Annotated in this window: 11 protein-coding genes and 1 tRNA gene; 4 read left to right on the top strand and 8 right to left on the bottom strand. The window is 59.9% G+C overall.

Going from position 1 to position 11605, the window contains the following annotated elements:
• Positions 1 to 8: 8 nt before the first annotated feature.
• The 6 genes from M2447_RS08020 to M2447_RS07995 all read right to left on the bottom strand — a co-directional run bounded on the left by M2447_RS08020 (position 9) and on the right by M2447_RS07995 (position 6693).
• Positions 9 to 1370, bottom strand: a complete 1362-nt coding sequence (locus tag M2447_RS08020) for a sulfatase (RefSeq protein ID WP_343215382.1) — start codon at positions 1368 to 1370, stop codon at positions 9 to 11.
• A gap of 249 nt (positions 1371 to 1619) precedes the next feature.
• Positions 1620 to 2633 (bottom strand): GTPase ObgE, encoded by a 1014-nt coding sequence (gene obgE / locus M2447_RS08015; protein WP_277558140.1) that lies wholly within the window; start codon positions 2631 to 2633, stop codon positions 1620 to 1622.
• A 64-nt stretch (positions 2634 to 2697) separates the two neighbouring features.
• On the bottom strand, positions 2698 to 3765 hold the full coding sequence (locus tag M2447_RS08010; protein ID WP_277558139.1) for a D-alanyl-D-alanine carboxypeptidase family protein: 1068 nt from the start codon (positions 3763 to 3765) through the stop codon (positions 2698 to 2700).
• Positions 3766 to 3900: 135 nt separating this feature from the next.
• Positions 3901 to 4167 carry a hypothetical protein gene (locus M2447_RS08005; protein WP_277558137.1) on the bottom strand — a complete coding sequence of 89 codons (267 nt, stop codon included), beginning with the start codon at positions 4165 to 4167 and terminating at the stop codon, positions 3901 to 3903.
• Positions 4168 to 4272: 105 nt separating this feature from the next.
• The gene (gene hemN / locus M2447_RS08000; RefSeq protein WP_277558136.1) at positions 4273 to 5739 is read right to left on the bottom strand and encodes an oxygen-independent coproporphyrinogen III oxidase; all 1467 of its coding nucleotides are present in this window, start codon (positions 5737 to 5739) and stop codon (positions 4273 to 4275) included.
• Positions 5740 to 5811: 72 nt separating this feature from the next.
• Positions 5812 to 6693, bottom strand: coding sequence for a bifunctional methionine sulfoxide reductase B/A protein (locus tag M2447_RS07995; protein ID WP_343215386.1), 882 nt, complete (start codon positions 6691 to 6693; stop codon positions 5812 to 5814).
• A gap of 223 nt (positions 6694 to 6916) precedes the next feature.
• Between M2447_RS07995 and M2447_RS07990 the strand changes: the two genes are divergently transcribed.
• Both M2447_RS07990 and M2447_RS07985 read left to right on the top strand, forming a co-directional pair.
• Positions 6917 to 7618, top strand: coding sequence for a pseudouridine synthase (locus tag M2447_RS07990; RefSeq protein WP_277509527.1), 702 nt, complete (start codon positions 6917 to 6919; stop codon positions 7616 to 7618).
• A gap of 28 nt (positions 7619 to 7646) precedes the next feature.
• Positions 7647 to 7952, top strand: coding sequence for a YhbY family RNA-binding protein (locus tag M2447_RS07985; RefSeq protein ID WP_277558133.1), 306 nt, complete (start codon positions 7647 to 7649; stop codon positions 7950 to 7952).
• Between the two features lie 43 nt (positions 7953 to 7995).
• Here M2447_RS07985 and serS read toward each other — a convergent pair whose 3' ends face one another.
• Positions 7996 to 9267, bottom strand: a complete 1272-nt coding sequence (gene serS / locus M2447_RS07980; protein WP_277509525.1) for a serine--tRNA ligase — start codon at positions 9265 to 9267, stop codon at positions 7996 to 7998.
• Positions 9268 to 9373: 106 nt separating this feature from the next.
• Between serS and lptE the strand changes: the two genes are divergently transcribed.
• On the top strand, positions 9374 to 9916 hold the full coding sequence (gene lptE / locus M2447_RS07975; RefSeq protein WP_277558131.1) for an LPS assembly lipoprotein LptE: 543 nt from the start codon (positions 9374 to 9376) through the stop codon (positions 9914 to 9916).
• 106 nt (positions 9917 to 10022) lie between these two features.
• Here lptE and M2447_RS07970 read toward each other — a convergent pair whose 3' ends face one another.
• Positions 10023 to 11237 (bottom strand): hypothetical protein, encoded by a 1215-nt coding sequence (locus M2447_RS07970; RefSeq protein WP_277558130.1) that lies wholly within the window; start codon positions 11235 to 11237, stop codon positions 10023 to 10025.
• A 185-nt stretch (positions 11238 to 11422) separates the two neighbouring features.
• Between M2447_RS07970 and M2447_RS07965 the strand changes: the two genes are divergently transcribed.
• A tRNA-Glu gene (locus M2447_RS07965) sits at positions 11423 to 11499 on the top strand.
• Positions 11500 to 11605: the final 106 nt, after the last annotated feature.

Here is an 11605-nt window from a genome sequence, read left to right as displayed (position 1 = left end):
AACTTCGCCTACTCGCGCTTCGTCGGAAACCGCGCGCCTTGCGCGTTGAGCGTGTCGAGCAGTGTTTTTTTCATGTTGGCGGCAATTTGTGTTTTGAGGGACGACAGATCATTCTTTTCGAGGGGATCGTTTTTGAGGTCAAAAAGTTCAAGGCGATCATCCTCGTAGAAATAAATGAGTTTCAGGTCTCCTTTTCTGATGGAGGAGATCGGCTTGGTTCCGGTGACTCGCGGGTGATAGAAGGGGAAATGCCATGTCAGGGTGTCCCGCGGCAGGGCCGTTGCCTTGCCGGTGAGAAGGGGAAGGAAGCTCATGCTGTCCACCGCGCTCGCCGGTTTTTTAACGCCCAAGGCCTCGCAAAATGTCGCCATCAAATCGGTGCCGATCACGGGTGTGTCGTTGACGGAGCCTGCGCCGATTATTCCGGGCCAGCGAGCCATCAACGGCACTCGGGTGCCGCCCTCGTAGAGCGTCCACTTGCCGCCGCGCAATCCGCCATTGTCGGCAAAACGGGGATCGCCGCCATTGTCGGACATCAGGACGAACAGGGTGTTTTGCGCCAGGCCAAGCGAGTCCATCTCGTCCAGCACGCGCCCGACAAGATGATCCATCGTCTCCACAAAAGCGGCATACTCGATGTGTTCCTTGTCCATCTTCAAACCCATGCGGGCGGCCTTGGCCTTGTATTTTTTAATCAACCATTCGCAGCGGGTGTGAATGGGGGCGTGCACATAATAATGCGAAAGGCAGAGAAAGAATTTTTCATCCCGGTGCGCTTTCAAAAAATCGATCATCCTGTCGGTAAGAAGGTCGGGCGCGAACTCGCCCTCCCTAAAATCGCCGTATCCCGGACGGTTCTTTTTTCCTTTCGGGTAACTGTAGGGATGGCTGCCGCGCTCCTCGTTTACATGGACAAAACCCTGTTTGTCCGGCCCTTGGCTGCCGTAGCCGAGATAGCGTTCGTTTCCGGGAACTCCGTGCTCCGAAAGATGCCACTTTCCAAAATATCCGGTGACATAACCGGCCGCCCCCATCACATCGCCCATGCTGGTTTCCGCCGGATCAAGAAAACGCGGAAAATCGGGTTGCCTCAAAATGGTGCCGGGCGGCGGCTTGGAACCGCGCGCCTGAATAACAAATTCGAAATTCAACCGTGCCGGGGATTTTCCCGTCATGATGGCGGCGCGGGTTGCCGAGCAAATCGGCGCGGGCGCGTAGGCGTTGGTGAATCGCATTCCTTCCTTGGCGAGACGGTCGAAATTTGGCGTCTCCGCAAATCTCCCGCCATAAGGCCCGGTGTCGCCCCAGCCGAGGTCGTCAACAAGCATCAAAACGATATTTTTCGGTTGGGATGCCGCGGGAATTGACACGGCACTCGCCGCAAAAGCGCACACGCCAAGCGTCGTTTGAATCAGAGGTAATTTGGGTGACATGCGCGTCAAAGGAATCGTTTTTCTTCGCACGGTCAAGAAGCCCGCGGGATTTGCCCGTTTTGCTTGGGCGAAATCCATATCCGGTCCTCCCGCATCAATCCCGCCCATTATGCCGTAATGGGTGCTTTTTGAAAATCAGGTTTGGTGAGGTTGGCGCTTACGCAACATCCCGCCGTGGCTTGCGGTTCATTTGCCACTTGGCTTGGCCTTGCGGACGCGCTTGAGGAGTTCCTTTTTCAACTTGTCCAAGCCGTCGCCGGTCAGGCAGGAGATTTTTAAGATGTCCACTTTGTGCCGGGTCTTGAACTTCTTCAGGTTCTTTTCGGCCTCGGGGATGTCCATTTTGTTTGCGACGACAATGCGCGCTTTTTTCGCAAGCGCCGGATCGTAGAGCTTTAGCTCCTTGAGGAGCGTGGCATAATCGTCGCGCGGATCGCGGGCGTCGGTGCCCGCCATGTCGATCAGGAACATGAGCAGCGTGCAGCGCTCGATGTGGCGCAGGAAGCGATGACCGAGGCCGCGGTTTTCGCTCGCGCCCTCGATGAGGCCGGGCACGTCGGCGATGAGCAGGCGGTCCTGCGTTTTCAGGTCGTTGTATTCGATGACGCCGATCTGCGGGTGCAGCGTTGTGAAAGGATACGCGGCGGTCTTGGGGTGCGCCTTGGTGATTTTGCTCGTGAGCGAGGATTTGCCGGCGTTGGGAAATCCGACAAGGCCGATGTCGGCGATGCTTTTGAGGACAAGCCGGAACGTGCCGCCCTCGCCGGGCGCGCCGGGGTTGGCTCGTTTTGGGGCGCGGTTGGTGGAGCTTTTGAAGCGGGTGTTGCCCCAGCCGCCGTTGCCGCCCTTGCAGAGCACGATGCGCTCGCCCTCGTGCACGACCTCGGCGACGGCCTTGCCGGTCTCCTCGTTGATGACGACGGTGCCGAGCGGCATTTTCAAAATGGCGGGGCGGCCTTCGCGTCCGTTGCAGTCGGAGCCCATGCCGTGCTCGCCGCGCTCGCCCTTCCAGTGGGGCTTGTATTTGTAGTCGATGAGATTGTTGGTGTTCACGTCGCCGATGAGGACGACATCGCCGCCGCGGCCGCCGTCGCCGCCGTTGGGGCCGCCCCAGGGTTCGTATTTTTCGCGGCGGAAGCTGATGCAGCCGCGTCCGCCGTCACCGGCCTGGGCTTTGATTACACATTCGTCGATAAACATAATTGAATGCGGAATGTGGAATGCGGAATGCGGAATGTGGCGAGCCTGTAATGATTTTGAGGCGTTATTTCTTGCGAGAGCCGCCGGAACCGCCCGGCGCGGGAAAAACGATGCGCGGGATCTCGCCGAGTTGCTCGGCGGGCGCGGGCGCGGCGGTGTTTGCCGGCGCGGCGGGTGGCGGTTCCGGTGGCGGGCTGACGGGCGAAACAGGCGGCGGAGCCGACACGGGCGAGAGGGGGATTTCGGAAAGCTTGGAGAAGGCGGACTCGATGAGCTCGGCGACCCTGGCATCACGTGCGATGCGGGTTGGCGTGCCCATGCTCACGACGATGACGCGGCGTCCGTCGCGCTCGGCGGTGGCGGAGAGGCAGAACCCGGCGCTGTTGGTGAATCCGGTTTTGAGCCCGTCAACGCCAGGGACTTTGCCAAGGAGTTTGTTGTGGTTGACCATGTCGGTTTGCGATTTTTGCGGGCGCACGTTTTCGCCGAATTTGCGCAAACGCACCGATGTGTATTTGAGAATGTCGGTGTGGGCGATGAGGTGGCGGGAGAGCAGGGCGATGTCGCGCGGGGTGGAGAGGTCTCCGTCGCTGATTTTGCGGCTGGGCGGCGGAAGGCCGTGGGGCGTGACGAAGGTGGTGTTTGTCATGCCGAGCTGGCGGGCGCGGATGTTCATGCGTTCGACAAACGCGGCGCGCGAACCGGCCGTGGTGCGCGCAAGGGCGTTCGCGCAGTCGTTGGCGGATTGGATCATGAGGGCGTAGAGCAGTTCCTCGACGGGAAAAACTTCCTTTTCCTTGAGCCAGACTTGAGTGCCCCCGATCCGGCTGTCCTCGGCGGTGACGGTGGCGGGGGTGTCGAGCGAGATTTGGCCGGCCTTAATGGCGTCATGCACGACGAGAAAGGTCATAAGTTTCGTGATGCTGGCGGGCGGGTTGACAATGTCCGCGTTGTCCTCGAAGAGCACGGCGCCGTCCTGCACATTGATGGTGATGGCGCCTTTGTAGACGGCGGGTGCCGCGGCGCGCTTGGCCGTTTTTTTTGGCGCGGCGTGGAGCGCCGGTTGCGATGCGGCGAACAGGAGGGATGCGAGTGCGGCGAACAGGATGCGCTGGGAAAATCGAATGCTCATTTCTGAACCCTCAAAAATGGGCGTCCCGGCGCGGGGTTAAAGGATGAAATGCGGGGTGCCGCGAAAATCAGTGCGCCGCAAGCGGATCAACGTGCGTTTGCGGCAAACTTTTTTGTGGGGAACCGGGTGCCGATATTATTCGTCCCCGTCCAGGCCGTCGCTTTCGTCGTCATCGCCGCCGCCTTCCCATCCGCCGCCGGGGCCGCTTTCGAAGAATCCCTCGTTGGTGAGAATCGCCGTAACTTGGTCGACGATTTTCCGGAGGTCGGTTTGCTGGAGTTCCGGGTGTTCGGTGGCTAGCAATTCGAGCAAGATCGAACGGGCTTCCGATGGGTTTGTGCAACCATCGAGCGTTTCATCCGCACGATTGGCCGTTTCGTCGATGAGGGTCTTGAGGTTCATGATACGGCAAATTTAAGCGTTTTTTGGGAGAATGCAAACAGGCGTTTTTGCGTCCCACCGTAAACAATGGATACGGCAACGCCAGCCCGCGTGTGAAATGCCGTGTCAAATCACGCGCGCGTGCATTGGCGGGGCGGAGCCGTCCGGGCCGGACGGCCTGGCGAGCGTGGTGTCGAAACGCATTGCGGCCAGGCGCAGCAGCGGAACGCCCACTGGTGTGATCTCCAATTTGTCGGAGGTCAGTCGCACGATTCCGTCGGCCACCAAATCCGACATCGAGGCGAGTTCGCGGGCGTGGGTTTGCGCAAAGTCAACGCCCAGCTCCGCCGATATCGCGGCGAAGTCGATTTGGCGGTCGCACATGATGCGCATGATGATCGTGCGCCGGCGCTGGTCCTCGGCGCTGAGGCACAGGGCGCGCGCCACCGGCAGTCGTCCGCCGGCGAGAATCGAGCGGTAGGCGGCGAGGTCCTTTGTGTTTTGCCAGTATGCGGTGCGGGTTTGCGAAATCGCCGACATGCCGAACGCATAGAGCGATGTTCCGGCCTTCGTGCTGTAGCCTTGAAAATTGCGTTGCAGCGTGCCGTTGCGCAGCGCCGCGGCGAGTTCGTCGTCGGGTTTTGCAAAATGATCCAGCCCGATGTCCACAAAACCGGCGCCGGTGAGCTGCTTGTGCGCGAGCGCAAACATGGCCAGTTTTTCCTCGGCTCCGGGAAGCTGCCCGCGGTCCTCGAAAATGCGTTGCGCGGGTTTTATCCAGGGGATGTGCGCGTAACTGAAGATCGAGAATCGGTCGGGCGAAAGCGCGAGCACATCGTCCAGCGTGCGCTCGAAGGATGCGGCGGTTTGCAATGGCAGCCCGTAGATCAGGTCGAAGTTGATCGATGTGAAACCCTGCTCGCGCAGCCATGCGACGGCCTGCCGGTTCAGGGTGTTTGGCTGGTAGCGGTGGATCGCGAGCTGAACGCGGCGGTTGGTGTCCTGTATGCCGAGCGAGGCGCGCGTCGCGCCCATTTCGCGCAGCGCGTGCACATGCTCTTGCGAAAACTTGCGCGGGTCAATTTCAACGCTCACCTCGGCATCCGGCGCATAGGCGAAGTGCGCGCGCACGAGGCCGTTCAGGCGCCGCAGTTGGTCGGGCGTGAAAAAGGTGGGCGAGCCGCCGCCGAGGTGCAGTTGCGCGACCTTGCGCCGACGGTCGATTTTGCTCGTGACCAGTTCCAGTTCGCGCGCGAGGTCGTCCAGGTAGGCGTCCGCCGCGCCTTGGTCGCGCGTGATCACCGCCGTGCATCCGCAATACCAGCAGCGCGATTCGCAAAACGGCAGGTGGAAATACAGCGAGAGCGGCTGTCCGCCTTCGGCGTCCGCGTCGGGATTGTTGTCCTCGGCGATCGCGTCCCCGGCGCGCAGCAAGGCCAGGTCCTCGGAAAATTTGGTTGCGGGCGGATAGGATGTGTAACGGGGGGCCGCGACATGGGAATACTTGCGCACCAAATCAAGGTCAAAGGCCGACGCGCATGCGCGGGGCGCCGCGTCGGGGGAGTTGGTGGAGGTTGTGTGGGACTGATCCATGTCGTGCTTGCGAAAATTAAATAAAAAAAGTTAACGCTTTTTGACCTGTTTGCAATGTGGCGCGGCCGTTTTTCAAAAGCGTTTTGTGTAGGCGTGGCAGTAGGGTTGCTTGCCGTTGTTGTCGTAGTATTGCTGGTGATAATCCTCCGCCTTCCAGAATGTTGGCGCGGCCTCCAGTTTGGTCACGACGTTCAGGCCCTTGTTCCTCAGGAGGCGGATCAATTTTTCCGCGGTGTTTTTTTGCCCGTCGTTGAGATAAAAAATCGCGCCGCGATATTGCTCGCCGATGTCGGGCCCCTGCCGGTCTGTTTGCGTGGGATCGTGGATCTCGAAGAAGAGGCGGGCGAGCGACTCGAAATCGGTTTGCAGCGGATCGTAAACAACCTCGACCGTTTCGATGTGACCGGTGCCGCCGGCACTCACTTGCCTGTAGGTTGGATTCTTGGTCATTCCGCCCATGTAGCCGACGGTTGTCGCGACCACGCCCTTTGCCCTTTCCAGATAATACTCAACGCCCCAAAAACACCCGGCGGCAAAATAGGCCTTCTCAACTTTCATTTTCGATGACGGCACAAAATTGAGCGAGATCGAGTTGACGCAGTAGCGCGTGTTTTTTGCCGTGAAACGCTCGCCGTGAAAAACGTGGCCGAGGTGGCCGCCGCAACGATTGCAGACGATTTCCGTGCGCCTGCCGTCGGCGTCGGGAGTTTTTTTCACGGCTCCGGGGATGTCGTTGTCGAAACTCGGCCAGCCGCATTCGGAGTCAAACTTGTCGGACGAGCGGAACAGGATCGCGTCGCAATGTTTGCAGGTGTAAACGCCCTTGTCGCCGAACTTGTAATATTTGCCGCTGAACGCCTGCTCCGTGCCCTTGTGGAGAATCACCCGCGCCTCCTCGGGTGTGAGCGGGTTGGTTTTGATTGGCGGCTGGGGTTGTTCGGCGTTGCTGGTCATTGCGAGGAGCAGGAAAATCCAAATATGGAGTCTGATTTTCATGATTGGTCGGGCGGCATTGAAATCATAATGTCGGCGTGTTTTGGGTCTGGGCTTTGAAAATCTGGTGGAGACTGGCACATTAAAATCAAAAATGAATCATCAAATTGCAACGCCCCGGCGCGCAACAATCGTTGTCAGTCCCGGCGTTTTGTTTACATCTTTTTAAAAAATACCACCCGCCATGCGCCGTCGACTCGACCAAATCCTTGCCAGCCTCGGTTACTGCTCGCGCAGCGCGGCGCGCCTGTTTCTGAAAACGCACGCGGTGACGCAGCGCGATTCGGACGGGGTGTTGCGCGACACCTCTGAAAAAGTTGACCCGGCTAATGTGCTCGTTGATGGAGAACCGCTGGATCATCCGGAGGGGATACTTGTCGTGCTCAACAAGCCCGCCGGTCTTGTGTGCTCGCACGATCCGCGCGAGGGGCCGAATGTCTATTCGCTGCTGCCTTCGCGCTGGCGCGCGCGCAATCCGCAGGTGACGAGTGTCGGGCGGCTCGACAAGGACACCAGCGGCTTGATTCTGCTGACCGACCAAACCGCGCTCGTGCACCGGCTCACGTCGCCAAGGCACAAGGTGCCGAAAGTTTATCGCGCGACTGTCGCGAGCCCGGTTCCACCGGAGGCCGTCGGGTTGTTTGCATCGGGCGCGCTCGTGCTTGACGGCGAAAAGCAGCCATGCCTGCCCGCCCGGTTGCGTATCCTAAATCCGAATACGGCGGAGCTGACGCTTACCGAGGGGCGTTACCACCAGGTGCGCCGGATGCTGGCGAGCCAGGGCAGCGAGGTGCTCGCGCTGCATCGCGAAAAGTTCGGCCCGCTCGACTTGGACGGCATTGAGCCGGGCGCATTTCGCGAATTGCCAATCAATTTTTTCGACTGATTCTATTTCAGAAAATTTCCTCGAAACCATGTATGACTTTCCACTCACGGGCGCGCAGAGAAAAAAGCTTCGCGGCATCGGGCAGACGCTCGAGCCGGTGCTCAAGCTCGGCAAATCCGGAATCACCCGCGAATTTTTACTGGAGCTGCAGCGCGCGCTCAACGCGCACGAGCTGATCAAGGTGCGGTTGCTCGAAAAAGACCGCGACGTGCGCGCCGAACTATGCGAACGAATCGCCGACGAGGGTCGCTGTGTGTGCGTCGGCGCGGTGGGCGGCACGGCGCTATTTTTCCGCCGGCAGGAGGCCAGGGATAAACAGCGCGTGGAGATTTGATGCCGTAGGGGAGGGGGCCGCAATCGGCGCCCTTGCGAAACGATCACGCGAACGACAAATATTCCTTGCCGAAATACGGCGCGAGCGCGGCGGGGATTTTCACGCGGCCGTCGGCTTGCAGGTTGTTTTCCAGGAGCGCCGAGAGCACGCGCGGGATCGCGAGGCCGGAGCCGTTGAGCGTGTGGACGAGCTCGGGTTTGCCGTCCTTGCCGCGGAAACGGATTTGCGCGCGGCGCGCCTGGAACGACTCGAAGTTCGAGCAGCTTGAAACTTCGAGCCAGCGTTTTTGCCCGCCCGACCAGACTTCGAGGTCGTATTTTTTTGCCTGCGAAAACCCGAGGTCGCCGCCGCACATCAGGAGCACGCGGTAGGGGAGCCCGAGTTTTTGCAACAGGCGCTCGGCGTCGTCGCGGAGCTTGTCGTGCTCCTCGTAGCTCTTCGACGGGTGCACCCATTTGAGCAGCTCGACCTTGTCGAACTGGTGCAGGCGGTTGAGGCCGCGCACGTCCTTGCCGTAGCTGCCCGCCTCGCGGCGGAAGCACGGCGTGTAGGCGCAACGGCAGACCGGCAGCGCGGCCTCGTCGATGATTTCGTCGCGGAAGAAATTGGTGAGCGGAGTCTCGGCCGTGGGGATCGCGTAAAAGCGGTCGGGGATCGTCTCATACATCATGCCCTCCTTGTCGGGGAGCTGGCCGACGGCGGTGGCGCTGGCCTCGTTGACGAAGATGGGCGGATTGACCTCCGTGTAGCCGGCCTTCGTGTCCTCATCGAGGAAGAACTGGAGCAGCGCGCGCACGATCTTCGCGCCGTCGCCGACGTAAAACGGAAACCCCGCGCCGGTCACCTTCGCGCCGCGGTCGAAATCGAAGAGCTTGTTGAAGCCGTCGATTTCGTAGTGCGGCTTGGCGTGCGGCGAGACGAGCGCGGCAATGTCGCCGTGCGTCGAGAAGACGACGTTCTGCTCCGGCGTCGCGCCCTCGGGCACGCTTTCGTGCGGGATGTTCGGGAGCGAGAGCATGGCGGCGCGGCATTTTTCCTCGGCGTCCTTGAGCGCGGCCTCCTTTTCCTTCACTTGGGCGGACACCGCCTTCATCTCCGCGACCTTCGCGATGAACTCGGGCGAGCCCTTCGGCAGTTTGGCCATTTCGCCGTTCGCGGCCTTTTGCCTGGAGCGCAGCGTTTCGGTTTCCTGCAAGAGCGCGCGCCATGCGTTGTCGAGCGCGATGACGGCGTCGAGATCGACTTGAAGGTGTTTTTTGGCAATCGCCGCGCGCACGGTGCCGGGCGATTCACGAAGTAGTTTAGGATCAAGCATGACGGTTGGTGGAAATGGAAAAACGCAAATCAAAGAGGGAAAGCCGTCCGCTGACACGCAAATTTTTGCATGGTCATCGGGCGAAACGCGGACATTCGTTTTCATCATGCGTTTTTCAAGTCAATGCTTCCTCGCGGTGATGCTGTTGTTGTGCGTCGGTGTGTTTTCCGCCTGCTCGCACTACCGGCTCGGCTCCGGCGGCAATCTGCCGTTTCGCACGATCTACATCGCGCCCGTCGAAAATGCGGCGAACATCCCCCAGGGTGCCGCGATTTTTTCCGCGCAACTGAGGGATGGGTTTGTGCGCGACGGACGCCTCTCGGTCGTCAACTCGGCCGCCGCCGCCGATGTCACGCTCACAGTCACGCTCGAACGCTACACGCGCAACATGACCACGTCGCGCGCCGACGATTCGGGGCTCGCCCGCAAGTTCGACCTCACGGTTCTCGCCGTGTGCACGCTTCAAGGCGCGAATGACGGCAAGGTGTATTTTGAAAAACGCCCGGTTTCATCCACGAGGCAGATTTTTACCACGCCCACTTTTGACGCGCGCCAAAGCGACCAGCTGCAGGCCGAATACAACGCAATGCCGCTGCTGGCCTCCTCGCTGGCAAACGGCGTGACGCACGCCGTGCTGGATGTTTGGTAAGACCCGCCTGCGGCGGGAAATTCCAATATTCAATATTCAAATTCCAAAGGCAGGAATATGTGCCCGTTTTTTTGAATTTTTCGAAATTTCTCGCCGCGGGCGGGTCTTACGAAACTTGTGTTTTAGTCGCGCTTCCGCCGAACAGCTCCCGCATCGAGCTCCACGCCTTGAGGAGCCCCGCGTCCTTCACGCCGCCCGAAAGGTTGTAGGTTTTCACGACTTCCTCCTCGTGCCCGCGATAACGCGGCGGCAGCAAGAACAGGGTGTATTCGCCGTCGCGCACGCTTGAGAAGAACAGCCCCTTGCCCACAAACGGCTCCTTCAATTTCACCTCGACCGAACGCTCCGGCAGCACGAGCCACGGTTTGAATGCAAAGCGCAGGCAGCCGGTTTCCGGCTCGTTGAGCAATCGCCCGAATGTGCGAAGCGGCACCTTTTCCAAATGCGCGCCGCTGAAAACATTGTTGGCCGAGGCGCTCACCTTGAAGCGGTATTTTCGGAATGTGAAATAGTCCCAGGTGAACGCCGTTCCGAAAATCATCAACCGGAACGACCATCCCGCCACAAAATACGAAATGACGATCACCGCCACCGACATGATCGCGGCGATCTTCGGATCAAGCGTGGAGGTGACCGTGATCAGACCCAGCAACGCGGTGCGCGCGCTCTTCAGCGCCGCGTCAATCGCGCCCCACGGACTCAGCAAAATGAGCACGTTGATTGCATGCGACGCCATCCACACCACGGCAAAAACGGCGATGCCCAGCGGCACCGTGAGGATGTTCAGCAGCCACGAAAAATCGATCGCGGCCAGGTTCACCATTGCCAGCCCGGTCGGCTCCGTCGCGCTTGCCGCCGGCGCCGCGTATTCGGCGATCAACCCGCGCAGCGAGTCCACGGTGAGCGGCACCACCGCGCCCGCGGCGACGAGGCCGGACGCCTTGTTTTCGACAGTCTCCAAAATATCGAGCGGCTTTTTCCATCCCGCCGGCAAAACCGCCCCCAGCGTATCCTTGAACGCGCAGGCCAGCGCGATCAGCAGCGCCGGAATGAAAAACGCGGGTTGCGCAAACCATGCAAGTTTCGCCCGGTCCTCATCCGATGCGCGCATGTATTTGTAAGCGCCGTAGGCGCCCGTGCCGAGCAGCGGGGAAATGGCGATGCCGGTGATCGTGGTGATGGTGGACGAGAGTGTGCCCGCGGGCGACTTGTCCGAGGATGAAGTCGTTGTGGTTGCGGCGGGCAGCACGGCTCCGAGTAACGGGCCGACAAACAGACAGAACAAGGCTGCGAACAATGCAAAAGGAGCGAGACGTTTCATGAAAAGAAAACAGACAAATGCAATTTTAAGGCGTTGAGAAGTCCGTAATGCAGTTTTGAAACGAGCTTTGGCGACAGCCTGACGCGTGCCGTGTGACGCCCTTAAAATTACAAAGACAAAAGAAACTCGAAAAAAACCTTGCGCAAAAGGGGGCGACTCGTAGCGTTCGCGGTTCTTCCGGATTAGTCCCCATCGTCTAGCCCGGTTAGGACACCACCCTTTCACGGTGAGAACCGGGGTTCGAATCCCCGTGGGGACGCCAATTTTAACCCCCTCGCGTTTTTTCAAAAAAATGCGAGGGGGTTCTTTTTTTAATTTTTCGCAATGAGACGGTTGCGGCGGCGTTGACCTGCGCGGGGTTCTCACGC

The organism is Ereboglobus sp. PH5-10, from assembly GCF_029504735.1.
Classification (GTDB): domain Bacteria; phylum Verrucomicrobiota; class Verrucomicrobiia; order Opitutales; family Opitutaceae; genus Ereboglobus.
Note: the sequence above shows the minus strand (reverse complement) of the source record. Positions and strands in the feature narration are given on the sequence as shown.